At 42.3% G+C, this 23,795-nt stretch carries 25 protein-coding genes and 1 pseudogene; 7 read left to right on the forward strand and 19 right to left on the reverse strand.

Features of this window, described 5'->3' with window-relative positions; genetic code table 11:
* Positions 1–70: 70 nt before the first annotated feature.
* Entirely contained in the window at positions 71–244 is a 174-nt protein-coding gene (locus CCC17_RS04860; RefSeq protein ID WP_015526488.1) for a hypothetical protein, read from the forward strand.
* Positions 245–305: 61 nt separating this feature from the next.
* Here the strand turns inward: CCC17_RS04860 and CCC17_RS04865 are convergent, their stop codons facing one another.
* Positions 306–548: a cation-transporting P-type ATPase gene (locus CCC17_RS04865; RefSeq protein WP_015526489.1), complete on the reverse strand. Its 243-nt coding sequence runs from the start codon at positions 546–548 to the stop codon at positions 306–308.
* A 330-nt stretch (positions 549–878) separates the two neighbouring features.
* On the opposite strand from CCC17_RS04865, the gene CCC17_RS04870 reads away from it, so the two are divergent.
* Positions 879–1,610 carry a DUF5714 domain-containing protein gene (locus CCC17_RS04870; protein WP_015526490.1) on the forward strand — a complete coding sequence of 244 codons (732 nt, stop codon included), beginning with the start codon at positions 879–881 and terminating at the stop codon, positions 1,608–1,610.
* A 33-nt stretch (positions 1,611–1,643) separates the two neighbouring features.
* Here CCC17_RS04870 and CCC17_RS04875 read toward each other — a convergent pair whose 3' ends face one another.
* The 8 genes from CCC17_RS04875 to CCC17_RS04910 form a co-directional block, all read right to left on the reverse strand.
* On the reverse strand, positions 1,644–2,819 hold the full coding sequence (locus CCC17_RS04875) for a DVU_1553 family AMP-dependent CoA ligase (protein ID WP_015526491.1): 1,176 nt from the start codon (positions 2,817–2,819) through the stop codon (positions 1,644–1,646).
* Positions 2,820–2,839: 20 nt separating this feature from the next.
* Positions 2,840–4,165, reverse strand: a complete 1,326-nt coding sequence (trsS, locus tag CCC17_RS04880) for a radical SAM (seleno)protein TrsS (protein WP_015526492.1) — start codon at positions 4,163–4,165, stop codon at positions 2,840–2,842.
* Complete coding sequence (locus CCC17_RS04885) at positions 4,162–4,596, reverse strand: DVU_1555 family C-GCAxxG-C-C protein (protein WP_021650124.1); 435 nt, start codon at positions 4,594–4,596, stop codon at positions 4,162–4,164. Before CCC17_RS04885 ends, trsS begins: the two co-directional genes overlap by 4 nt.
* Before the next feature lie 3 nt (positions 4,597–4,599).
* Positions 4,600–5,133, reverse strand: a complete 534-nt coding sequence (locus CCC17_RS04890; protein ID WP_015526494.1) for a class I SAM-dependent methyltransferase — start codon at positions 5,131–5,133, stop codon at positions 4,600–4,602.
* The gene (locus tag CCC17_RS04895; RefSeq protein ID WP_005427475.1) at positions 5,134–5,355 is read right to left on the reverse strand and encodes a DVU_1557 family redox protein; all 222 of its coding nucleotides are present in this window, start codon (positions 5,353–5,355) and stop codon (positions 5,134–5,136) included.
* A complete protein-coding gene (locus tag CCC17_RS04900; RefSeq protein WP_015526495.1) occupies positions 5,355–7,649 on the reverse strand; it encodes a pyridine nucleotide-disulfide oxidoreductase/dicluster-binding protein in 2,295 nt (764 codons plus the stop codon). The genes CCC17_RS04895 and CCC17_RS04900 overlap by 1 nt, the downstream gene beginning before the upstream one ends.
* A gap of 101 nt (positions 7,650–7,750) precedes the next feature.
* Positions 7,751–10,513, reverse strand: a complete 2,763-nt coding sequence (locus CCC17_RS04905; protein WP_015526496.1) for a molybdopterin-dependent aldehyde oxidoreductase — start codon at positions 10,511–10,513, stop codon at positions 7,751–7,753.
* A gap of 36 nt (positions 10,514–10,549) precedes the next feature.
* Positions 10,550–10,810, reverse strand: coding sequence for a hypothetical protein (locus CCC17_RS04910; RefSeq protein ID WP_015526497.1), 261 nt, complete (start codon positions 10,808–10,810; stop codon positions 10,550–10,552).
* 209 nt (positions 10,811–11,019) lie between these two features.
* Here CCC17_RS04910 and CCC17_RS04915 point away from each other — a divergent pair, with 209 nt between their 5' ends.
* The 4 genes from CCC17_RS04915 to CCC17_RS04930 are packed head-to-tail and all read left to right on the forward strand — an operon-like array spanning position 11,020 to position 14,935.
* A complete protein-coding gene (locus CCC17_RS04915; protein WP_021650129.1) occupies positions 11,020–11,952 on the forward strand; it encodes an NTP transferase domain-containing protein in 933 nt (310 codons plus the stop codon).
* Positions 11,945–13,018, forward strand: a complete 1,074-nt coding sequence (locus tag CCC17_RS04920; RefSeq protein WP_161209219.1) for a histidine phosphatase family protein — start codon at positions 11,945–11,947, stop codon at positions 13,016–13,018. Before CCC17_RS04915 ends, CCC17_RS04920 begins: the two co-directional genes overlap by 8 nt.
* A gap of 31 nt (positions 13,019–13,049) precedes the next feature.
* Positions 13,050–14,075: an XdhC family protein gene (locus tag CCC17_RS04925; protein ID WP_015526500.1), complete on the forward strand. Its 1,026-nt coding sequence runs from the start codon at positions 13,050–13,052 to the stop codon at positions 14,073–14,075.
* Complete coding sequence (locus tag CCC17_RS04930; protein ID WP_015526501.1) at positions 14,072–14,935, forward strand: TylF/MycF/NovP-related O-methyltransferase; 864 nt, start codon at positions 14,072–14,074, stop codon at positions 14,933–14,935. The genes CCC17_RS04925 and CCC17_RS04930 overlap by 4 nt, the downstream gene beginning before the upstream one ends.
* A gap of 163 nt (positions 14,936–15,098) precedes the next feature.
* Here CCC17_RS04930 and mobA read toward each other — a convergent pair whose 3' ends face one another.
* From mobA to CCC17_RS04955, 5 genes and pseudogenes are all read right to left on the reverse strand, one after another.
* Positions 15,099–15,782 (reverse strand): molybdenum cofactor guanylyltransferase, encoded by a 684-nt coding sequence (gene mobA, locus CCC17_RS04935; protein WP_114002737.1) that lies wholly within the window; start codon positions 15,780–15,782, stop codon positions 15,099–15,101.
* Positions 15,769–16,257, reverse strand: coding sequence for a MogA/MoaB family molybdenum cofactor biosynthesis protein (locus CCC17_RS04940; RefSeq protein ID WP_021976150.1), 489 nt, complete (start codon positions 16,255–16,257; stop codon positions 15,769–15,771). The genes mobA and CCC17_RS04940 overlap by 14 nt, the downstream gene beginning before the upstream one ends.
* Before the next feature lie 6 nt (positions 16,258–16,263).
* Positions 16,264–17,238, reverse strand: coding sequence for a GTP 3',8-cyclase MoaA (gene moaA / locus CCC17_RS04945; protein WP_044960389.1), 975 nt, complete (start codon positions 17,236–17,238; stop codon positions 16,264–16,266).
* A 1-nt stretch (position 17,239) separates the two neighbouring features.
* Positions 17,240–17,725 (reverse strand): annotated as a pseudogene (moaC, locus tag CCC17_RS04950) (cyclic pyranopterin monophosphate synthase MoaC).
* On the reverse strand, positions 17,715–18,170 hold the full coding sequence (locus CCC17_RS04955) for an MOSC domain-containing protein (RefSeq protein ID WP_015526506.1): 456 nt from the start codon (positions 18,168–18,170) through the stop codon (positions 17,715–17,717). The pseudogene moaC and the gene CCC17_RS04955 overlap by 11 nt, the downstream one beginning before the upstream one ends.
* A gap of 222 nt (positions 18,171–18,392) precedes the next feature.
* On the opposite strand from CCC17_RS04955, the gene fdhD reads away from it, so the two are divergent.
* Entirely contained in the window at positions 18,393–19,091 is a 699-nt protein-coding gene (fdhD, locus tag CCC17_RS04960; protein WP_244091944.1) for a formate dehydrogenase accessory sulfurtransferase FdhD, read from the forward strand.
* A 117-nt stretch (positions 19,092–19,208) separates the two neighbouring features.
* On the opposite strand, the gene CCC17_RS04965 is transcribed toward fdhD, so the two are convergent.
* The 5 genes from CCC17_RS04965 to tnpA all read right to left on the reverse strand — a co-directional run bounded on the left by CCC17_RS04965 (position 19,209) and on the right by tnpA (position 23,627).
* Positions 19,209–19,946 (reverse strand): molybdopterin-binding protein, encoded by a 738-nt coding sequence (locus CCC17_RS04965; RefSeq protein WP_015526508.1) that lies wholly within the window; start codon positions 19,944–19,946, stop codon positions 19,209–19,211.
* Positions 19,915–20,217 (reverse strand): hypothetical protein, encoded by a 303-nt coding sequence (locus CCC17_RS04970; RefSeq protein WP_084449111.1) that lies wholly within the window; start codon positions 20,215–20,217, stop codon positions 19,915–19,917. Before CCC17_RS04970 ends, CCC17_RS04965 begins: the two co-directional genes overlap by 32 nt.
* 49 nt (positions 20,218–20,266) lie before the next feature.
* Entirely contained in the window at positions 20,267–21,292 is a 1,026-nt protein-coding gene (locus tag CCC17_RS04975) for a molybdopterin-binding protein (protein WP_021650138.1), read from the reverse strand.
* A gap of 650 nt (positions 21,293–21,942) precedes the next feature.
* A complete protein-coding gene (locus CCC17_RS04980; protein ID WP_015526510.1) occupies positions 21,943–23,199 on the reverse strand; it encodes an RNA-guided endonuclease InsQ/TnpB family protein in 1,257 nt (418 codons plus the stop codon).
* A gap of 17 nt (positions 23,200–23,216) precedes the next feature.
* Positions 23,217–23,627, reverse strand: a complete 411-nt coding sequence (gene tnpA, locus CCC17_RS04985) for an IS200/IS605 family transposase (protein WP_180211310.1) — start codon at positions 23,625–23,627, stop codon at positions 23,217–23,219.
* Positions 23,628–23,795 lie beyond the last annotated feature (168 nt).

Here is a 23,795-nt window from a genome sequence, read left to right on the forward strand (position 1 = left end):
ATATAGTAAGAACAGAAGTATTTTATTTGCCAGAACGTCAATAACAAATATGGGAAAGAGATGGTACTACATGGGAATAATTAAATATTTTAGAAAAAAGTACTGGGAAGCAGCCATTTTCAGAGGTGGGCGACGTATACCATTTACCTGTGATGGATTAACAACTGTTCCTGATAGCGCCTATGCATTGTTTACTGAAAAAGAGTTAGAAAAAAGTTTACGAAGAAAGAGATATTTTTCATGAGCGGCTAATGCATATGATTGATTCTTTTTAATCACATGTACATCAGAGTTTTATATATTACTTATGATATTGTGCCGGCTTTGTCGCTTTGTATCAGCCGAATGAATACAAGAAAAGGAGCTGTCGGGAAATAGACAGCTCCTTCAAAGAAAATCTGCAGGATACCTTTCTTCTTTCCTTCTGTAAGTTCATTCCACCCACACTTTTCTCTGGATCTTTTCACCTGTTCACTTGTAAGCCCAGATTTCTTGCCATTCACCCTTTCAAGAACCTCTTCTACCGTCTGCTGATAAATTTCCTTCATCACTTCCGCCTCATCGTTTCTAAGTATTTACTACCTGAATTTCTTATGCAATGAAAGACCTCTTTGAAAAAAATATAAAAAAAAGACCTTCATTGCATAATAAAAAATGCAATAAAAGTCTCACCATTTCCTTATGATACCGGATGCTTCCACCGTACTGACAACATCACAAACGCAATTTGTTAAGCGCAGGTTACTCCCCTTTATTGGATCAAATCATATACCCAAAGTAACATGATTGTCAAGATACTTTATCATTACTTTTTCATTTTATGTTATACTTTTTACATCGTTAACACTATTAAAATAAATTCTCCGGAGGTGAATCAAATGGATCATACGAATAATTCCTGTTGTTGTGGTGAAGCGGAACATTTTTCCGGATGTCTGATTTGTGGTGCTTCTATTACGTATCGTGCTGAAAGCTCTATTCAGACGTGCAGCATCTGCCATAAAGAGCAATTAACCAATGCGGTCTGTGAAAATGGTCACTTTATCTGTGATGCCTGTCACAGCTATGGCACATATGCTCCGGTAATCACAACACTCAGAGACAGTACAGAAAAAGATGCTTTGCTTCTTCTGGAAAAAATTATGGATCTTCCATCTGTACATATGCATGGACCGGAGCATCATGCAATTGTCCCATGTGTTCTTCTGACAGCGTTTCGCAATAATGGAGAACATATGGATTACGATGCTGCACTATCTGAAATCTGTAAAAGAGCGAAGCAGGTTCCGGGCGGTACCTGTGGTTACTGGGGTGTCTGTGGAGCTGCTGCCGGAGCCGGTATTTTCATGTCCGTTATGACTGGATCCAGTCCACTTCACAAAGATGCATGGCCGTTTCCTCAAAAACTTGTTTCCATTATTTTATCCAGACTGGCAGATGTTGGTGGACCTCGCTGCTGCAAACGTACCAGCAGAATTGCCATTGAAGAAGCCGTTCATTTTTACAGTCAGTTTTGTTCTGTAAACATTCCGTTGTCTTCTATAACGTGTAAATACTGCGAAGATAATCGCGAATGTATCCAGGAAGATTGTCCATACTATCCTGAATAACAGGCAAGGCAGTGATTCCATGATACCACGAAATCACTGCCTTGTAACTCGTTTGCCAGGATACAGCGCCCCATCTTCCCACTTTGCTTTTTTGCAGTTCCATGAACGAATATCCTTCTCTTCCAAAACACTCCTGATTCGTTCTTCTCCATTGTCCGATGTAAAAAGCGCTGTAATTTCCTTTTTTCCATCTACAATTTTCACACAATAATCTACCAGTTCCGGAATCTCAAACAGTAATTCATCCATCTCTCTGATACTTCCCAATGGATCCATCCGCTTTACAAAGTCCAGGCGTTTTATTTCACTTCCACAGAGGCATCTTCCTGGAATGATCCTTGACCAGTCACCGGTTCGATATCGAATCAACGGCTGTGCTTCCATTCCAATGGTTGTAATCACCAGTTCTCCCCATTTACCGTCCGGCAGCACATTTCCGTTCTCATCTATAATCTCTGTAATACAATGGTTTTCCCGCATATGCATGCCCTCATGCGCCGTGCAGCAAATGGCACCTCCAAGCCCCATCTCTCTGGAACCATAGTGCGGCCAAAGTCGTGTTTGCAGAATTTCTTCGATTGCTTTCATGACAGTTTTCGGACAGGCATCTCCGGATACCAGTGCTCTTTTTATACTGCCTTTTCCGCACATTCGAAGCATGGACAGCAATGCCGTCGGCATTCCCACATACGTATCCGGCTGCTCCTCTTCCAGAATCCTGTTCAGTTCGCCATAAGTTCTTCCTGTCCCGGTTGAAAGAGGTTTTGCTCCCAGACGTCTGATTGCCTCCGCGATCAGTTCTCCTAATCCAAAAGGACCTGAAAATGGCATAGCCACCATCGTTATACTTCCAGGATAAATAAATTCACCCAGACCTGCCATAAAAAGTTCTATGGTGTGTTCACAGTCTCCCTCTGTATAGAATACACGTTTACCGGCACCGGTAGTTCCGCTTGTCTGTTCTGATATCACTTTCTGTACTTCCCCCTGGGAGCAAAGCAGCATCCTGCCTCCATCTCGTGCCAGATCTGTTTCTGTCGTAAAAGGAAGGCTTCTCAAATCTATCAGGCTTTCCAGTCTTTCCGGCAAATCTCGGTAAAAACCCTCTCGTTCTTTCTCTCTCTTCAGTACAATATTTAATTTCTCCAGCTGTATTCTGTGTATTTCATCTCTTGTAATCTCTGTAATACCTTCCTGCTTACAGATCATTGCATCTATATTCGATCGTTTCACTTTCTGTATAAATATATTCCTTTCGAATTCGTCAGATTATATGCACAAAACGGCACCATTCCATAATCAGAATCCACCTCGCAGATATAACATCTTTTCAGACGTTCAAGATCCAGATTCCATGCATCCTGAAAAATCATCCCTGATACTGCAAAAGTTTCATTATGAACCCGGATCAGGAATTCATCCAGCGCATCTGTCTGTGTCATTTCTCCATCATCAAATTTTTTTGTGCTATAGCTCCACTGATTTTCCACATACTGTCTGGAATTATCGCTGGTAGTACAACAACATCCTCTGCCTGATTTCTTTTCCAAAAGTTTCAGTTCCCTCTCACCTTTTTTCAGATAACTTGCATGAAAAGAACAGTATGGATTCTCTGCTCCACCACCGGCGAAATCCTTGCTTTTCATAAGCCCGTCAGTCTGTTCCTCGATCAGCTTCAACATCTTTGGTATGGTAATCGGAGCTTGTGGACGCTGCTGAGAACATCTGCCAAAATAGCTGATCGGCTGGAAATGTACTCCTCTTACAAATGGCATATAATCCATCGCAAACTTCAGAATATCTCCAACCTGCATGTCATTTACTCCTGGCGCAATGACAGGTACCAGGGCAATTCCCAGTTCCGCTTCCGAACAGTTTAACACAGCCTTTTCTTTCAGTTCTATCATAGAGCGTCCGCGCAATGTCTGATACACATCATCTGTGACACCGTCAAACTGAAGAAATACTGTATTCAGTCCTGCTTTTTTTAGTTTTCTGGCATATCCTGCTTCCTGCGCAAGACGGATTCCATTGGTATTCAATTGAAAAAATGTAAACCCTTTTTCTCTACCCATATGTATGATCTCCGGAAGATCCTCCCGCATGGTTGGTTCTCCACCTGAGAGCTGAATATTGAATGGTCCTCCATGATCCATCAGAAAATCATATTGCTTTTCTATTTCATCAATTGAAAGATCACCGTTTTCCAGACATTCTCCTGCCGAAGCAAAGCAGACCGGGCAGTGCATATTGCAGCGCTTTGTCACTTCCAGTATCATACAACAGCCTTTTCGTTCGTGCTCCTCACAGAGTCCACAATTATCCGGGCAGGATTTCTCTTTGATTTTGGGATTTACCGGAGTCTCCGCAGACAGGTTTTCTCTTCCCCAGGAAAGATACTCTGCTGCCGTTCCTTCCCAGATCAGTGTCTGAAACTTTCCGTGGATATCACATTCTTTCACCAGATAAATGCCATCTTCACCAATACATTTTTTTGCCGTAAGTACTTTCATACATATCGGGCATACACTTTTTGTTTTACCCAGCGTAATCATAGTTCCAATATTCCCCGTTCTGTCAGTATTTCTATCACTTTCGTATAAGTATCTGCAATCAGCGCAGGACATTGCTCCATAATCACTCCCCAATCCAAATTAGAAGTGATATCCTTACAATAAAAAGCACCAAATTCTTCTTCGGTCTTCTTATGGAACCACTGATATAATTCCTGCACAGCCGGTTTCATCTGTATATCTTCTTTCTCCTGCGGAGCCAGATTGCCAAGGAACAAACCTATCGCACAGGCTCCTCCTGTCAGGCAGCCACAGGTATCTCCACAGTAACCGATCCCACCGCCAAGACCTCCCAGAGCCTTTACAAGCTGTGGATTTTCCTCACCTATGGCTTCCAGTGTCATAATCATAACCATTTGTGAGCAATGATAACCCATACTGCTAAGTTCTATGATTCTTTCATAAAGATCCATGTGCTACTCCTTTCTGCCAACCAACATGGTATAGCGCAGCTTCTTTCCTTTATATTCTTTCTGCAGAATCGTATACTCTTCGCAACAGAACGAATCATTCCAGATTGCTTCCAGATAATATTCCCGCCAAAGTAACGTCTGATCCTCCTGCCGGAGAATGGTAAATCCTGTCTGTTCTGCCATTTCTGAAAGATTTCCAGTATCCAGATCTGACAATAATAGAAAACCTCCCTTTTTCAAAACACGCCAACATTCAGATAGTGCATTTTTCTGATCTCTGCTGACAAAAAATGCACACTGGCTGATGCAAAGATCTATACTGTCTGATGAATACTGCAAATGCAGAAAATCGCCAATTTCCACATCACTGCCCCGTGGGAAAAGATCCACGCCATGTGCTTCCAGCCCAAATGATTTCAGGATTCGAACCGTGTCTCCTTCTCCTGCTCCAAGATCCAGTGCTTTCATTTCTTTTTTCCATTCTATGTTCTCCAGAAGATGAAGCGTCTGCGCTTCCCCTCCCGGATGCCTGTTCATCTATTTATCCTCCAGTGCACGCTCCACCGCAAGCACTTTTCCAAGTGCGAGTTCTTCCGGAACATACACAAACCCACACTTTGGACAGACAGGCATTTCCACAGGAAACCCATTTTCCAGATACATAAATTTTGCTTTTCCTTTTACAAGAGGAACCTTACATTTCATGCAGGTCAGCTTTCCTTCCGGATCAATCGTATAATATGTTCTTTCTACTGCCATTACTGTCCCACCCTTTTCATAATATTCATTCGATGACTGTATGCTCTGTGTACCAGATATCCGTCTTCTGTTTCCACAAACCGCACCCAGAATGTGACATTTCCCAGTCTGCTTCTTGTCACCAGTTCTTTTGTTTCTTCATCCAGGATTGCTTCCCGATTTTCTCTGTAATCTGATAACACACGTTCCACATCACTTTTCAGTATCATGCGCTCATCCATCATATGGATTGCCTCTTCTGTATAGGCAACAGTATAGTCTTTTTTCTCCATGATCGGTTCCTCATTCCAGATGTTTTTTAAAAGTGTCTGTTTCAATATGAGCCTGTTGTAGCGTTTCTCACTGATATCAGGCATGTTGCTGGCATTTGCACCATACAGAAGTTCCATGATATGTCTGGATTCTCTTCCCTCTCTGGCAAATCGGTCTCTGCATGCCATGCAGTATGTAATATATGGTGCATCGGAACGTTCCAGACACTTTTCTGTCATTTTCGCTGCCATATCTTTATTGGCATATGCCGTCAGACCTCCATATCCACAACATGGAGACAAATCTCTGGAATATTCTGTATCTTCAACGATACATCCCATATCCGACAAAAGTTGTCGTATCGTATCTTGTGTCTGTGCATCCCCTCTGGCACCACAGGCATCATGTATGGCAACCGGTATCTCCAGTCCTTTTGCCTGCTGTGGAAGTCCGATTTCTTTCAAAATTTCCCAGATTCCTATAACATGCGCTCCAATACTTTCTTTTAGCTGCTTCATACAGGTTGGACAACCTGCTATGATGATCGGATCACCAAGCTTGGCTAGTTCCTGTTTCAGCTGCTCATTTACTTTTTCTGTCATTTCATAGCGGCCCGCCCATTCGCTGATTGCACCACAGCATCCCAGCATCAGAGCAACACCTCTATCTACCCGATTACTTAAATCTTCGTATGCCTGCATAACCACATCCGGCGCTATCGCCCCTGCCTGACAGCCCGGGAAAAATACATATCTGCAAGTTTCATATCCCGGCTGGGGTCTGCTTAAAAAAGCCTCTGAATTTGAAAATAACATGTCCATCAGTGCAAATTCATGTGGCGCCAGCGGCATCTTATCTGTAGATACCATATTTTCTCTTGCTGACTTACACACCTGACTCATATCAAATCCATTCGGACAGATCACCGTACACTGTCCACAGAGGGCACAGGCATTCATCGGTTTGTTCATCGGATGATCTCCCATGATAATCTGCGTATTATTATAGATCTCACGGGCTAATAAACCCGGATGTTTTTGATATTCACTTAAATACACACAGCCTTTCATGCATTCGTCACAATGACACTGAATACATCGTTTTGCTTCTTCTACAGCTTCTTCTTTTGAATACCCATCCTGACCACAGAAAATCTTATTCGATTCATGGATTCCTTCCATGTTCGTATAAAGCTTGGTAGTCACTGCTCCTTCACTGCCTCTGTTGCTGTGCGGCGATAAATTCTGTACCAGAAGATCCACTGTCAAAGCTGCCCGCTTTGCGGCAAAAGCCGCATCCATCACAGATTCCGCAGGTCCGCTGACAATCTTTGCCTGTTCTCTTAACATAATCTCGACATCTGCTGCTTCTTCCGGAGCTAACATTTTTGCCACTTCTTCTGATGCGCATACCACATCTGCCAGTTCCATTTTTTCTCTGATAAACGAAAGATTCAAACTGCATCCAAATTCAAAAGAAAGATCCATAGATTTCAGACGTTTCGCTTCATTGCTGCGGTCTGATTCCAAAAGATGTCCGGCTGCCGCTGCAATATAGCTTTCATAATCTTCTTCCTTACAATAAATTGTCGTAGGATACATTTTCTTTTCCAGTTCCCCTGCAAGAAACAGTGGAAATAATCCAGAACCAAAGATTGCTGCCCTTTTCTTCTTTCTCATGCGAAATACACTGCTTCGTCTTCCCGGTTCTCCATACCGGACAATCGCACGTTCTACTTCTCGTATGGAGACACCATCACCAAGTTCACAAAGCTTGCAATTATCTTCGCAAGGTGCCGTACATCCATCACAGAGAATCATTGGAAATGGTGTAATTTTCTCATAAATTGCCAACGCTTTCTTAAAATTTCCTTTTGCAGCATAATACAGCATCTCTTTTGTATCCATTTTGAAAGGACAGGCTGCAACACAATAGGCCGGCTGTTCATGGACGCAGAGACTGATCATATGATCCATCTCTTCTTTTGACATTCGATTTACATGATAAACGTGAGTAGAACCCCTCTCCTGTATGTATGTCATAACCTGATACTCCTTTCGTCTGTAAAGGGGAGGCAGTTTCCCGTCTCCCCTGATTATATCACAGTTGGCAGCTTTTACTCCAACCACATTATGAATTAAGCTTATTTCTCAAGTTCTTTTAATGCTGCAAGAACCCTTTCCGGACGGGCAGGGATACGTGTAATACGTGCACCTGTCGCATTAAAGATTGCATTCAGGATTGCAGGATGTGGAGCATCCAGTGGAGCCTCACCACAACCAGCCGCACCGTAAGGACCACTTGGACGATATGTTTCATTGAAGTGAAGTTCAATATCATCCGGAGCATCCTTTGGATATGGAATACCACAATTCTTCAAAGTGGTGTCATGGTTCAAATCTTCAAAATCTTCCGAAAGAGCAAGACCGATACCCTGTACAAGACCACCATAGAAATTACCTTCTACAAGAAGTCTGTTCATGATCGTACCTACGTCAGCTACGCAAGTAAATTTCTCAACGGTAACTTTACCTGTTTCTGTATTAACAGCAACTTCCGGCAGGAAGATAGTATACATATAAGTTGCAAATGGATCGCCCTGTGCGGTATCCTGATCGATCGGATGATCTGCACAGAATGTAGTTACCCAGTTACCTTCATATTTTGTTGCAAGCCCTTCTGCTACCATCTCATCATAAGTACGGAATGTTCCGTCTTCTTTCTTCATTGCTGCTACAAGATTTTCTGCAGCCAGACGACATGCATTACCTGACATAACCTGTGAGCGTGATCCTCCTGCAGGTCCTGCATTCGGACATGTCTTCGTATCATTCATAACCAGTTTAATCTGTTCCGGTCTGATTCCTGCCTGACGCAGTGTTTCATGAGATGATACAAGAACACCCATATCAGCCCCCTGTCCATGATCTTCCCATGCAGCATACATCGTAACGGTTCCATCCGGATTTAATTCTGCAAATGCATTTGATGTATCAACACCATCAAGACCACAACCGTATACTCCAAGAGATACACCGATACCATATTTCATCTTTCCGTCAGAAGCTGCATTCTTTTCGGCAACACGTTTTTTCGCCGCTTCATACAATGGACGTGCTTTCTTAAACAAATCTTCCTCACAATATACCTCCGGTGGATAACCTGTCGGGATGGTAGTGCCCTCTGATTCTTTATAGCAGTTCATTTCACGGATATCAAACGGATCGATTCCCATCTTAGCTGCCAGCACGTCAATCGCAATCTCAGATCCCATATAAGACTGTGGTGAACCATAAGCACGGAATGCGGAGCCCCATGCATGGTTTGTAAATACGGTTGTTGATTTATTACGAATAGAATTAATTCCATAACCTGCGCCTGTAAACTGAGAAAGTCTCATGGTAAGCAGATCGCCAAATTCTGAATATGGACCGTGATCTACATAGTTGTTACCCCAAAGTGCTAAGAGTTTACCATTTTCATCTGCTGCAAGCTTAATATTCATAAATGCAGGAGATCTCTTTCCTGTATAAGTAATGTTCTGGAACTGATTAAATACCAGCGATACCGGACGTTCCAGAATCTTAACAGCTGCACCAATCAGAGCCTCATTTGTCGGTGAGAACTTGTAACCAAATGTTCCGCCTGCATGGTTCTGAACAAGTCTTAAGTTTTCCATTGGTACACCGATACCATCTGCGATCATAGGCATATGAAGATGTATACCGATAGATTTGGAATGCACTGTTATCATACCGTCTTCATCAATATATCCATAACCACAGTCCGGCTCAAGGTGAAGATGAGGCTGGCGTGAACAGTAGGACTCGATCTCAACCTGCTGTGAATCCGGAATGCTGTCCCAGTCAAAGTCCGGTCCCTTGATACAGTTTGTCTCAAAAAATGCGTTTGGAGTACCAGGATGGATCTCTGCTGCATCCGGTGCGATTGCATCCATTGCGTTCATATATGCAGGAAGTTCTTCGATCTCCACCTTAACTGCATCTGCTGCTGCACGTGCATGCTCTTCTGTGTCGGCAGCTACGATCGCAATCGCATCACCAAACTGAAAGATCTTTTCGTCGCAGAGTACAGGACGCTCAAATCCGTCTGTCTTATTGTGTTTCGGAAGCATTACAAGACCATTGATCTTGTTGGTTCCGCCTGCTGCCTTAATGTCCTTCGCTGTAATAACACGAACAACTCCCGGCATACTCTCTGCTTCTGTTGTATCGATACTGAGAATATTTGCGTGAGAAACCTTGGCCTGTGTAAGTGCAAGACGAAGAGTTCCCTCCGGCATCTTTAATGCATCATCTGCACCGAAATCCCAGGTACCTGTTACTTTCTGTGCTGCTGATGGACGGATATAGTTTGTACCGACGATAGAATCACCTGTCTGCTTGAATACGAGGTCTTCTTTAGTCATCTCGCCACGCATAACTGCTGCTGCCGCCATGGTCGCATCGATAAGCGGCTTGTAACCTGTACAACGACAGAGATTACGCTGCTTGTTAAACCAGTCCCTCACTTCTTCACGGGTAGGGCTCGGATTATTATCGAGAAGAACCTTTGCTGAAATAATAAAACCTGGTGAACAGAAACCACACTGTGCACATCCATATGCCATCCATGCAACCTGTATCGGATGCATATCAGAAATTGTTCCCACACCCTCGATTGTTGTGATCTCTGCATTGTCCGGAACACGGCTCATCTTGTAAATACAGGATCTTGTAACTTTTCCGTTCATAATAACATTACATGCTCCGCAATGACCTTCTCCACAACCGATCTTACATCCTGTAAGAAGAAGATGCTCACGAAGTACCTGAGCCAGTGTCTCATCCTTATCAAGAATAAGGATTCGCTCCACACCATTGATCTTCAATGTCTTTTTAATCATGTTTCATTCCTCCTTTAAAAAATACACGTTCCGATGTTACAAATCTTCTGACTTATGTGTTCCACATGGATCATGATCGGCTCCCTTACCCGTCAGATCTTTAAGTCTTTCCATTCCTCTGACAGAATAGAAAACAATGGAAGAACTGCTTCCGTCCAGATTCTCACCGCTGAGTTTTAAAACATTCGCATTCTCATAATAATCAATCGGAAGTGTCCGACTGTATTGCTCTCCTGTGCGCTCATCTTTTACCTGTATCGTAACTTCTTTTGCGGTAATTTCAAAAATCTTATCCATGGAAACGTTCTCCTGTTTACATTATTTTGTATAATTTCATGTTATCATAATTTTGTACAGTTTTACAAATTGTAAATAATTATTAGTTGGCTATTTTTTGTTCTTTTTTATATTGTTTTATTACTTTGTCGAAAAATTTTACTATTTATTCCCACTTTTCATGCTATAATAATATCAAATTTGTACAATGTTATTTTTAGGAGGTATCTATGATGCAGACAGGTGCTCTCATCGTAGCTGCAGGGAAATCGTCACGAATGGGAGACTTCAAGCCCATGCTTCAGCTTGGATCCATTTCCATCGCGCAGCGTGTGATTAATAACTTCCGGCAGGCCGGAATCTCTAAAATAGTGGTGGTAACCGGATACAATGCGGATGCTCTGGAACGCCACCTTGCTTCCAATCATGTTATTTTTCTTCGAAATGAGGACTATGAAACTACTCATATGTTTGATTCTGTCAGGATTGGACTGGAATATTTAAAAGACAAAGTGGATACGGTACTCTTTACACCTGTAGATGTTCCACTATTCACAGCACATACCGTTACACAAATGCTTTCTCTTGGACAGCCTCTTGTCACTCCGGTCTGTAACGGAACTCCAGGTCATCCGATCCTGATTCGTTCCTCATTAATTGAGTCCATTTTAAGCAATGATGGAAACACTGGTCTGAAGGGTGCTGTAGAACATTGTGGAACTCCCATGTATTGTTTAAATGTAGAAGATCCTGGAATCATTCATGATGCGGATACACCAGAGGATTATGTAGAACTTCTTCGTGCACACAATCAAAGTCTGATCCGTTCAGAGATTCAGATTCAGCTGGCACGGGAAAAGGTCTTCTTTGATGAACAGCTTTATTCGCTGCTTACACTGATTCATGAAACAGGATCTGTTCGTGATGCCTGCGAACGCATGCACATTTCCTACTCCACCAGCTGGAATCTGATCCATACATTAGAATCTCAGCTTCATGAACCGCTGATTATTCGAAGTCAGGGCGGTGTAAAGGGCAGTCACAGTGAGCTGACACCATACGGAGAAGAATTTTTGAAGCGATATGCCCGTTTTTCAGAGGAAACACGTACCTGTTCCGAAGCAATATTTGAAAAGTGTTTCAGAGGATTTTTCAATGCGTAATCTTTATCTTATTCGACACGGAAAACCACAATATCCAGATGAACATTCTTACTGTATCGGTCAGACTGATTTTTCTTTATCTATGCTTGGACATCTGCAGTCAGTCCTTCTTCACGGAGAACTGGATGATAAAATAACTGCTGTTTACTGCAGTCCTTTGTCAAGAGCTATGGAAACGGCTGCACATATCACACCTGATCTTCCACATATCACTATCTCAGATTTAACAGAACGAAATCTGGGAGAATGGGATGGTCTTTCATTTGATGAGATACGCAAAAGATGGCCGGACATATATGAAGCACGTGGAATGAATCCTGATTACCCGATTCCAGGAGCAGAAACTCCTTTCGCATCTGGCATGCGTTTTTCGCAGGCAATTTATGAGATTCTTCGTTCTTCTGAGGGTGATATTGCGATTGTTGCTCATACAGATGTAATTTCTTCTTATCTGTATTTGCTTGATTCAAAACAGCATGCCAGACAGTATTTTCGTCTTCCATGTGGTTCCTATTATCATCTGAACGCAGACGATAACGATCATGTTGCCTTATCTGATTCGACTTACCTGCTGCCTCATCCTGACTTGCATGACGAACTATGCCGGATGCTTCGCGATTCGGTGTCTCTTCCTCATCATGTACAAGCGCACAGTGATGCAGTGACTGAATTGGCTTGCCATTTCTGCGATCTGCTGGAATCTCATGGTTACTTTTTTAATAAAAAACTGATTCGCTCCGGAGCACTCCTTCACGATATTGCCAGACTTCAAAAACATCACACCAAAACAGGTGGTGATCTTTTCTTACAATTAGGCTATACTGAAATCAGTCAGATTATTTCACAACATCATGGTTTACAGAAGACACTTCTGAATGAAGCGGCTATCGTCTTTTTATCAGATAAACTGATTCAGGAAACCGAACGTGTAACCATCGAAAAACGATTTGCGGACAGTCTGTGTAAGTGTAACAGTCCCGAAGCTTTGAAATCTCATGAACGACAGCTTAAACAGGCTCTTGATCTGCAAAATATGATACAGACCATCTGTCACATGACGATATGACTTATAGAAAATTACAGGAGGTGTTTTATATATGAGAACTTTATTTCAGATCATACAACAAGAATTTCAAAAAGGAAACGACCTTGTGCTTGCATCCATCGTTGCTTCCTCAGGATCAACGCCAAGAGGTGCCGGTTCCCGTATGTTGGTTGGAAAAAAAGGCCGAGTTGCCGGAACCATAGGCGGAGGTTCTGTCGAATATCGTGCAGAGCTTATGGCACTTGATATTCTTGAAAAGAAAGAATCCTGTGAACATGAATTCCGGTTGAATCGCAAAGATGTTGAGAATATCGGTATGATTTGTGGTGGTGATGTTACCGTATTTTTCCAGTATCTGGACCATAATGACCCTATTATTATGGAACTTGCAGTAACTGCTGAAACATTATATAAAGAACGAAAAGATTTCTGGCTGATCTGTGATCTTCATGCTACATCCGGTATGAGTCTTTACAGTGCATCCTATGGATTGACTGGAAATGCTGATGTTCCTTCTTCCATCTTATCTTCCTTATCTGCAAGACCATGCCGTCATCGCAATGAAACCTGTGACCTGTTTACAGAACAAATCGGTACATCCGGAACTGTCTATGTATTTGGAGGCGGGCATGTTTCACAAAAGCTGGTACCAATACTTGCAAGTGTTGACTTTCACTGCATCGTTCTGGATGACCGTCCGGAATTTACAGATCCTGCTCTTTTCCCGGATGCAGCGGAGACAATCCTTTGCGATTTTGATCATCTGGATCAGAGCATTTCTATCACAGATGCTGATTATTGCTGTGTCATGACACGAGGTCATGCCTATGATACGATTGTGCAGGCACAACTTCTTGCCACACCTGCATGCTATATCGGCGTCATTGGAAGTCTCGCCAAAAGAGCTGGTGTATTTCATCGTCTCGTAGAAGAGTATGGAATCGATGAGCGAGAATTAGACCGTATTATCACGCCTGTGGGACTTAATATTAAAGCAGAAACACCTGCTGAAATCGCAATATCTATCACAGGACAAATGATTCAGGTTCGAGCTGAAAGAAAGGCTGCTATGAAATGATGACAAAACATGTCTACAAAACTATTATATTCGGTGCCGGACAGATTGGGCAGATGACTGCCCGACTTCTTGGAAATGCCTATCAGATCATGTGCTTTGCCGATAATGATCCGCGCAAACATGGACAATTTATTGGTAATATCCCAATCTGTTCTCCATCAAAGGCCGCTGCTCTTCTTCCTGATCTGATTATTCTTGGTGTATTGGATGAAGAGCGGCGTGGTTCTATGATGCAGCAGATGGAGCACTTGGGCTATCACGGTTCATTTTGTGATCCTTCTGCACTTCGCATGTTCGATGCACGGGTTGCGGTTATGCGCCTTTTAGCCGAACAGATGCATCAACAAAATATCCCTGGAGATGTGGCAGAACTTGGTGTTTTCCAGGGTGATTTTTCTTGCCTGATCAGTACAGCCTTTCCAGATCGAAAAATACATCTTTTTGATACTTTTGAAGGCTTTTCAGAAAAAGATATTGCCGTAGAAACCTCCAGGCATCTGTCTCGCGCTAAAACAGGTGACTTTTCTTCTACAGATGTAGATTCTGTTCTTCGCATCATGCCTGATCCATCACATGTGATCATCCATAAAGGATGGTTTCCGGATACTTTTTCCGATATTACCGATGAAACTTTCTGTTTCGTATCATTAGATGCAGATCTCTATGCTCCAACTGCTGCTGCATTACCTCTGTTTTATGAACGTCTGTCTATCGGCGGAGTTCTCCTGATCCATGACGTATACAGTACCCAGTTTTCCGGATGTAACAAAGCTGTAGACGAATTCTGCCTGAAACACCACCTGTTTGCAGATCCTGTATGCGATCTGCATGGAAGTGCTATTATCCGAAAAATCATTTAAAACCTAATCGAAAGCCTTTCATAATCCTATACGCCTTCTGTATTATGCTATTTTACGAGATACCCTTCAGTCTTTAAATATGTATCAGAATCGTTAATATTCTGAAAATATCCCTCATTGGATTTCCGTATAACAAACAAAAATTCCTACAGTATTTAAAAATCTATAGTTTAACGGATTCCTTTGTGAAAATATCAGCAATTTCGCATTCCGTGCAGACTTTCTTATAGATTTCCGGATCATTGATATTCTGAAAATAGTTTTCCGGTGCACTGGTATGGTATAGGGAATATCCCACTGTATTTAAAAAACGATACACCGATGATTTTCCTGATTCCAGAAAATCTGTGATCTCTTTATAAAGTCTGGCATCATATACCGCTATCAGCGATTCTTCTTTTCCATTATGACACAGCATAGTCACCGGTTGGTCGGCTTTTTCCATTGCGAACTTCAACAGATTTTGAAGTTCTTCCACAGGTACCAGCGGCGTATCTACCCCCAGCACCAGGCATTTTTCTGTCTTTGCCCTTCGAAAACAGCTCTCCAGACCGCCAAGTGGACCCTGACCGGAAATTCGATCCGGCACAATCTCTTCCCCACACTGTGTTCCACGATATCCAGAAATTAAGATCTGTTTTGCTCCCAACTGACATCCTTTTCCGATCTGTATCTCCAAAAATGTCTGTCCATCTAAAAGCAGATCTGACTTCTCCCTTCCCATATGGCTGCTGGCACCACCTGCCAGGACTACCAGCGTAAAATCTGATGGCAATTGCTGTTCTGCCAACTGACCGTTTTCTAATTCAGATATATCAGTCTGCATTTTCCGATTATTTTCTGGCACAGTTCGTTGCCTCCCCGGTCAGGATCTGTAATCCATGTTCCAGCGCTGGAATAATATATTCCAGACTTTCTCTGACTGCTTTCGGGCTTCCCGGCAGATTCACGATCAGTGTTCCTTTTCGAATACCTGCTGCTGCACGACTGAGCATAGCTCTTGGTGTAATCGTCATACTATATGCTCTCATTGCTTCCGGAATCCCCGGCACTTCACGTTCTATAATATCCTTTGTTGCCTCCGGCATACAGTCTCTCGGCGAAAATCCGGTTCCACCCGTAGTTACAATCAGCTCTGCTATTCCCTCATCTGCTATACGAGCCATCTCATCTGCCAGCATCTTTCTGTCATCCGGCAAAAGAATGGTATGCACCACTTCGTAATCGTTCGCTTCCAAAATTTCCTGGATTACCGAACCACTTTTATCTTCTCTCTCTCCTGCATATCCGGAATCACTGGATGTGATAATCGCAGCTTTCATAATTCCTTATCCTCCTATCTGGGACATTAATTTACATTCATCTGTCTCAATCTCTTCCGATGTAAAATGATGACTGACCGGTTTTTCCCATATTACTTTCTGTATTGCCTCTGTCAGTTCATCATCTGTGCATCCTGAACGCATCAAATTCTTCAAATCCGTTCCAGTCTGATATTGCAGACAGGCTTTTAAAAATCCTTCTGCTGTCATACGCACACGATTACACTGGTCGCAAAACTTATGCGTCATCGCACTGATAAATCCTATTTTACCCTGAAATTCTTCTATTTTATAATAATGACACGGTCCATTCCCATATCGTTCTTTTATTGGAGTCATTCTTCCATATGCTTTCTCTAATATTTCGCATATTTCACTTTCTCCCCGAAACTGAAAATCCTTTCCATATCCAATCGGCATCATTTCAATGAAACGAACATGAATCGGATATTGCTTTGCAAGTCTCGCTATCGATACCAGATTTTCCTGCTCTTCCACTACCGGCACACAATTAATCTTCAATCCAATCTGCGGATACTGTAATGCCGCCTGGATTCCCTCCAGCACCCGATCCAGACTTTCTCTCCTGGTTACCTTTGCAAACTCTGCTGCATTTAAAGTATCCAGACTGATATTTATATCATCAAGCCCCGCTTCTGCCAGATCTGCTATCTGTTCTTCGAGCAATACACCATTGGTCGTTAATGTCACTTTTTCGATGCCAGGAAGTTCTTTTAACATTCGAACCAGTGTGGCACAATTCTTTCTAATTAACGGTTCTCCTCCGGTCAGTTTGATCTTACGTATACCTAAACCAGTCATACATCTGCTGATTCTGGTAATCTCATCATAAGTCAGAATTTCTTCATGCGGGATCTGCACAACTCCATTTTCCGGCATACAATAGACGCACCTGAGATTACATCGATCTGTAATGGATATCCGCAGATAGTCAATCTCTCTTCCAAATCTATCCTTCATACTATTCTTTCGGGTTTCGATATAACCCGCTTTTTCCTCCGCTTTTTTCTACCAGATGAATGTCCGTCAGCTCCATGGACTTGTCAATTGCCTTACACATGTCATAAATTGTCAAAAGTGCCACATTCACACCAGTAAGCGCCTCCATCTCCACACCGGTCTGACCTTCCATTTTGGCTGTACAGATTGCCGTAATTTCAAGATTTTCTTCATCCAGTTCAAAATCTACCGAACACTTCTAAATCATCAGCGGATGACACATCGGAATCAGATGAGATGTCTGTTTTACCGCCATAATGCCAGCCACTCTTGCTACTCCAAGTACATCTCCTATTTTCACAGTCCCCTGTTTCACTGCATCCATCACAGCCTGACAGACACAAATCTTGCCTTTTGCTACTGCTGTTCTGGATGTCGGTATCTTTCCGGACACATCCACCATAACAGCGTTACCCTTCTGATCAAAATGATTCAGCTTATTCTCCATCTGCCTCACCTGCTGCCTTCTCTATCACAATTTCATCGCCTTCTGTCAATACGCCACCATGAAGTACTCTGGTAAAGATACCTTCTCTTGGCATAATACAGTCACCCATAATTTTATAAATCTCACATCCACTATGACATTTTTTCCCGATCTGTGTCACTTCTAATAATACCTCTCCGCTGCGAAGTCTGGTGCCAACCGGCAATGCCTTCAGATCGTATCCACTTACAATCAGGTTTTCTCCAAATGCTCCGTCTTCGATCGGTGCTCCCTTTGCCTTGAATTCTTCTATTTTTTCATAAGAAAGAAGACTCACCTGGCGATGCCACTTGCCGGCATGGGCGTCCTTCTCGATTCCAAATTCTTCCATCAGTCTGGCACTATGTACATTCTTTTTCTGTGTACCTTTCTTCTCACTGATATTTACCGCCATAATCTTTCCCATTTTATTTCCTCCTTCATCCCTCAATTCACTCTTTCGAAATAAAGAGATGTCCGTTATACTAGATCTAGTATACCACATAGTAAACATGATAAAAGAATTGTTTTTTCAATTGGAGAAATTATGTATATTAACGAACAATAACAAAATCTGTCTCTGCTAGAGACAAAAACATATCAATATATCGGAAGAAATGGAGAATCCCGTACGGAACAAGAAGAAATATTGAACGAACATATGATGGATGTCTATATAAATGATCATCTGACTATGAAACTTGTTTGCCTGCCCCAGCATCTGACTGAACTGGTTCTTGGAAGATTGCTGACAGAACAAATCATCACGTCTTCCGAAGATGTAGATCATATCTATATCTGTGAATATGGAAAACGTGCAAAAGTCTATTTAAAAAATTCGGCACGCAGCACACAATCCTCATCGGATGCCTTTGTAGAAGTAACTCCTACCTGCTGTACCGGCAATCATATTTTAAATGATTACTTTGTTACATCCAAAGAGCCGCAGTCACTTACACCGATTTTCTGGAAACCAGAATGGATCTTTCATATGGCGGATGCCTTTGCGGATGGTTCTCCTCTCCATGGCATTACCTTTGCCACACATAGCTGCATTCTCGCTCAAAAAGATCACATTCTGTTTTCCTGCGAAGATATCGGACGGCACAATGCTTTGGATAAAGTGATCGGCTACGCTCTGCGGCACAATATTGACCTGCATCAATGTATGGTATATTCCAGCGGCAGAATACCTACTGATATGACTTTAAAGGTCATCCATGCAGGGATTCCAATTCTCTCCAGCAAGGCTTCTCCTACTTCTGAAGCAATTGATCTTGCAAAAAAATATCACCTGACCCTGATCTGTGCAGCCAGAAGGGATCGAATGAAAGTATTTACGAAATAATGTTTGACAACCGCATATTAAACCACCGGAACTGGATATTGAAAGCTTTTTCGCATTTTTCACGAAAGAATCACCGTATCATAGATTACCTCAACCTTGATACGGTGATTCTTTCATTTATTTTAATAACATCACATCTTTTTCATCTATCCCAATCCATATCTTATTTCCAGAAATATGCTTTTGGTACTGCTGCCATTGTTCTTTCGTCACATCTACGCGAATCCTGGCTTCTTCTTTCGTAGATACGATCAAGATATACGAAAACACGTCCTCAATCACTCTTTCCACTTTACATGGAAATACGTTTTTCGTTGTGCCATCTGCTTCCGGTAGTACCGGATGTATAAAGTGACTTCGCACTCCTACACTGCTGGCGTCTTCTTTTCCTGTGGTATCACACTGCAATGTAATTCCCCAGTCCAGAGCCATGACTTCGCCTGCTGCTGTCATAGCCTGCGGGCGATCCTCTATGGCTGCCACTTCCACCAGTTCTGCACCAAATTCTTTCATGCGAACCGCCAGAAGTCCCTGATTACAATCATAAATCTTCCCCGGAATCAATCTTTTTCCGGGTGCCATTACTTCATCTCCGATAGTCAGAACAGCTGCTCTTACCCGACGATAAACCTTCACTTTTATGACTCCCATACTGGCCAGTATACCTGCTTCAATAAATCCGATTTTGTCACCCTTTTTCAAAAGAACCGTTCCATTTTTAAAATTCTCTCCCTGATAACAGTAATTCTGCCACTGTCCGGTCGGACGGAAGATTCTGACAGTCTCTTCTCCATAATCTGTATCCTCCTGACGGACACAGCAGTCACAGCCTTTCGGAATAGCTGCGCCTGTCATAATCCGAACCGCCTGCCCCCTTTTCCACTGTGACTCTGGAATACTGCCCCGCATCAATCTCTTCCAATACCGTCAACTGTACCGGATGACTTTCTGATGCATCCGTTATATCCTCCGCTTTGCAGGCATAACCATCCACAGGTGATCTGTCAAACGGCGGGTTATCAAATCCTGCAATCATATCCTTTGCCAACACTCTTCCACATGCCTGCAAAAGTGGTACAGTTTCCGTTTCCTCTATTACTTTTGTATGTTCCAGCAGTGCTTCCAGTGCCTACTCTACCGTAAGCTTTTCCATGCTTATTCCTCCTGTCCTGCTCTTATACGCCCTTTCCAAAGCTGCAGTTCGGATAATGACATTCTTTGCAGCCAAGACAGAATCCGCCATTTCCCATATGTGCCAGATCTTTTTTTGTCACTTCTATACCTGCGATAATACGTGGCAGAACAAGATCAAATACGGTGGCTTTTGCATACATCACACATCCCGGCAGTCCCATTACCGGTGTGCCATCTTCCAGATAGGATAACAGGAACATCGCTCCCGGAAGTACCGGAGCACCATAAGATACGATTCTCGCTCCTGTATTTTTGATCGCGCCCGGTGTCTTATCATCTGGATCCACGCTCATACCACCGGTACAGACAATCAGATCTGCCCCTTCTTCTTTTAATTTCATAATAGCGGCAGTGATTTTTTCCATATCATCATTGCACAGAATATGTCCGTGAATTTCAGCACCGTAAGATTTCATTTTTTCGATGATTACCGGTGTGAAAGTATCCTTAATTCTTCCATAAAATACTTCATTTCCGGTGGTTACAATTCCTACCTTCCGTTTCTTATAAGGTGCCAGCGATACCAGCGGTTTTTCTCCTGCTGTTTTCTTCACCAAATCCATTTTTTCTTTTGCAATCACCAGCGGAATCACACGGGTTCCTAAAAGACGGTCACCTTTTTTTACCGGGAAATTTGTATGACGGGTGGCAATCATAATCTCATCGATCTCATTAATAGCATCCAGCCTCGGCACATCCACCTGAAATACTCCGTCACAATCTGCAATCAACTCAATTTTTCCTTCTTTTACATCCGTTGGATGCATATTCTCATTGATGCACACATCACACAGAATCTGCGCTGCTTCATTTTCATGCAAAGTATTTTCATCCTTCTCCCACACATAAAGATGGTCTTTTCCCAGAGATAGCAAAACCGGAATATCTTCTTCCTGTACAATATGTCCTTTACGAAAGGCTGTATCTTTTACCACATCCTTCACAATTCTGGTAATATCATGGCACAGTACATGTCCTACCGCGTCCGTTGTTTTAATACACTTCATGACGTTCCCCTTTTACTTTCTGTCTAGAAAAGTTATAAATTTATATGGAGTAATTGTAACATATTGCCAAGAAAAACACAACTTTCATAAACACGGGAGTTTGACACATTGAAATCCGAAAAAATACCGCAAAGCCTTGAACACGGGATGTAATTATTCTTCTACAGCGAATAAATATGGTTGCTCCTACGGACAAGTTTATGCATAGGTTAGAAAATATAAAGATAAAGGAATCGAAGGATTATATGATCGACGAGGTAAGAACAAAGCGATTTCTCAATTATCAGATATTGAGAAGTTGAAAGCTGAAAACCGACTACTAAAAGCTCAAACACAGCAGCAACAAATGGAGATTGATTTCTTAAAAAACTCGACGAAATAGAGAGGAGGTGAACCTGACCAAGACACGCAATACAACAAAATACCTTGCAATCAAAGAATTATAGATTATTTCTGGCTTTCCATACTGGCAGTCATAATTGTTATCTCCATAATCATCGCATATATCATAGTATGAACAGGATCTTTTTATAATGATTTATTTTCTATGTGAACTACTCGGCAACTGAGTTACCAGAGCATCTGAATTAAGGCGGGATACCGCCTTTTCAGGGTGCGTCCATGACACCACTACTGTTTGCTCTTTAGAGCTATACAGCTACTTTTATTATTTCTGGCGTTTTTAGTCCGGTTACGGACAGTTCCTTTTTCTCTCCGGATACGGAGAGATATTTTCTCAGGATGTTATATGCACCTACAGCATCTGCGTTATACTTCCGGTTTCTGTCCCTGTACAGTCCCCTTTGTTTTCGGTTGCATGGCTGTGCATATCTTTTTTCCACCTCTGGTGACAGCGGACTGCACTGGCTGGTATAGCTTTCTTCCTGTCTTACAAAACGGATCCCGTACATCTTAAGCTTATATTCCATCATGCTATAGAGCCTGTTATACGGCAGATTGTGGAACTTCTGGTTTGTTCTGTGTCCCAGGTCTTTTCCTTTCCGGATATTCCGGATATCCCCTGCCACAACACAGGTAATTCCCTGTTCACGGCAGTATTTTGCAAAGTATCTTGTGATCTTGTGCAGATAATCCGTTACCGAGTTCTGCTTTTTCTGATATAATCTGCGAATATGTTTTGATGTGACTGGATGTTTTATTTCCTTCACAGACTGCTGTCCATACCATTGTGCCTGCACCCTTGCAATCTCTTTATGAAAATATCTTTCCAATGCAAGATATCTTCTGCCCAGGATAAATGTATTCCCATTCCCGGAATCATAGCATGTCATAAGATTATGAAGTCCCAGATCAACTGACAGATAGTGTCCATTCTGCGAAAGTTCTTCCCTCTCTGAAATCTCATAAACAACAATAACTTTACATTCACCTTTTTCCGGTGGGTAGATCCGCAACTGTTTGATCTGATCCATGCCCCTGAAAATCTTATTTTCAAGATAAAGAAAGTTCTCATGGATCTGATACGTTTCTTCCATATATCTTTTTAATGCTTTTGGAAGGGACAGACGGACTTTTTCTGTGTCCCATTCATGTACAATTCCCATCTGCATATAGGTAATGGGGATACTTTCCTGTTTAAACCGCGGTGGTCTGGGATTCTCAATCCCTCCGGATCTTTTCAAGGCGTAAAAAGATTTCCATGCTTTATCCAGCAGCTTGCAGACTTCCTGGGCTGTCTGAGATGGAAGCTGTTTATACCACAGATCCTCTCTATGGGATTTTTTCTGATAATACCAGTCCGGGTATTTCTCCATTCCCATTTCTTTGTAATGCTGACGTTCGTAATTACAGACATTCCAGAGCTTGGATGCCGCATAACACATATGTCCGATGACGTTTGCATATTCCTGACTGACCTTTATGGATGTTTTCTTTGACAGCAGCATTTCCCACCTCTATGATCTCAATAAACTTTACTCTGATGCTCAATATATCTGCGGATGTTTTCTTCCGACACAGACCCGACCGTTTCCACATAATAGGAATGGTTCCACAGCTCTCCTTTCCAAAGCTGTTCTCTTATTTCCGGAAAACGTTCGAATAATTTCCTGCCGGTGATCCCTTTCAGATATTTCACGATCGCAGTTATGGATAATTTGGGAGGAGCAGACACAAAACAGTGCACATGGTCTCCTTCCCCGCATTCAAACAAATGGACGGTAAAACCTTTATCCGCTGCGATCTCCTGCACCAGCTCCTGAAGATATGCTTCAATCTCCGCATTCAATATCTTCCGCCAGTATTTCACTGACCATACCATATGGTAATTAATATTGCACACACAAGTGCGGTAATGTATAAGATTCTCCTTCATACATATAGTATAGCATAGTATTAAGAATATCACAATAAAATGCCGAACATATTTTCTTTTTTAATAAAGCTGGATACAGCATTTTTTAGTAAAAAAATAAATATATTTTACTTATAATGTGCAGATATGCACAGTTTACGCTTTCATCTCGGCAATTGAATTACCGAG

The sequence above is a fragment of the Blautia sp. LMAG:36 genome (assembly GCF_008680535.1).
GTDB classification, from domain to species: Bacteria; Bacillota; Clostridia; order Lachnospirales; family Lachnospiraceae; genus Blautia_A; species Blautia_A fusiformis.

Coding starts and splice junctions, on each gene's coding strand:
- CCC17_RS04860 (WP_015526488.1), top strand. CDS start 71: ATGGGAATAATTAAATATTTTAGAAAAAAGTACTGGGAAGCAGCCATT.
- CCC17_RS04865 (WP_015526489.1), bottom strand. CDS start 548: ATGAAGGAAATTTATCAGCAGACGGTAGAAGAGGTTCTTGAAAGGGTG.
- CCC17_RS04870 (WP_015526490.1), top strand. CDS start 879: ATGGATCATACGAATAATTCCTGTTGTTGTGGTGAAGCGGAACATTTT.
- CCC17_RS04875 (WP_015526491.1), bottom strand. CDS start 2,819: ATGATCTGTAAGCAGGAAGGTATTACAGAGATTACAAGAGATGAAATA.
- trsS (WP_015526492.1), bottom strand. CDS start 4,165: ATGATTACGCTGGGTAAAACAAAAAGTGTATGCCCGATATGTATGAAA.
- CCC17_RS04885 (WP_021650124.1), bottom strand. CDS start 4,596: ATGGATCTTTATGAAAGAATCATAGAACTTAGCAGTATGGGTTATCAT.
- CCC17_RS04890 (WP_015526494.1), bottom strand. CDS start 5,133: ATGAACAGGCATCCGGGAGGGGAAGCGCAGACGCTTCATCTTCTGGAG.
- CCC17_RS04895 (WP_005427475.1), bottom strand. CDS start 5,355: ATGGCAGTAGAAAGAACATATTATACGATTGATCCGGAAGGAAAGCTG.
- CCC17_RS04900 (WP_015526495.1), bottom strand. CDS start 7,649: ATGACATACATACAGGAGAGGGGTTCTACTCACGTTTATCATGTAAAT.
- CCC17_RS04905 (WP_015526496.1), bottom strand. CDS start 10,513: ATGATTAAAAAGACATTGAAGATCAATGGTGTGGAGCGAATCCTTATT.
- CCC17_RS04910 (WP_015526497.1), bottom strand. CDS start 10,810: ATGGATAAGATTTTTGAAATTACCGCAAAAGAAGTTACGATACAGGTA.
- CCC17_RS04915 (WP_021650129.1), top strand. CDS start 11,020: ATGATGCAGACAGGTGCTCTCATCGTAGCTGCAGGGAAATCGTCACGA.
- CCC17_RS04920 (WP_161209219.1), top strand. CDS start 11,945: ATGCGTAATCTTTATCTTATTCGACACGGAAAACCACAATATCCAGAT.
- CCC17_RS04925 (WP_015526500.1), top strand. CDS start 13,050: ATGAGAACTTTATTTCAGATCATACAACAAGAATTTCAAAAAGGAAAC.
- CCC17_RS04930 (WP_015526501.1), top strand. CDS start 14,072: ATGATGACAAAACATGTCTACAAAACTATTATATTCGGTGCCGGACAG.
- CCC17_RS04940 (WP_021976150.1), bottom strand. CDS start 16,257: ATGAAAGCTGCGATTATCACATCCAGTGATTCCGGATATGCAGGAGAG.
- moaA (WP_044960389.1), bottom strand. CDS start 17,238: ATGAAGGATAGATTTGGAAGAGAGATTGACTATCTGCGGATATCCATT.
- CCC17_RS04955 (WP_015526506.1), bottom strand. CDS start 18,170: ATGGGAAAGATTATGGCGGTAAATATCAGTGAGAAGAAAGGTACACAG.
- CCC17_RS04965 (WP_015526508.1), bottom strand. CDS start 19,946: ATGACAGGCGCAGCTATTCCGAAAGGCTGTGACTGCTGTGTCCGTCAG.
- CCC17_RS04975 (WP_021650138.1), bottom strand. CDS start 21,292: ATGAAGTGTATTAAAACAACGGACGCGGTAGGACATGTACTGTGCCAT.
- CCC17_RS04980 (WP_015526510.1), bottom strand. CDS start 23,199: ATGCTGCTGTCAAAGAAAACATCCATAAAGGTCAGTCAGGAATATGCA.
- tnpA (WP_180211310.1), bottom strand. CDS start 23,627: ATGAAGGAGAATCTTATACATTACCGCACTTGTGTGTGCAATATTAAT.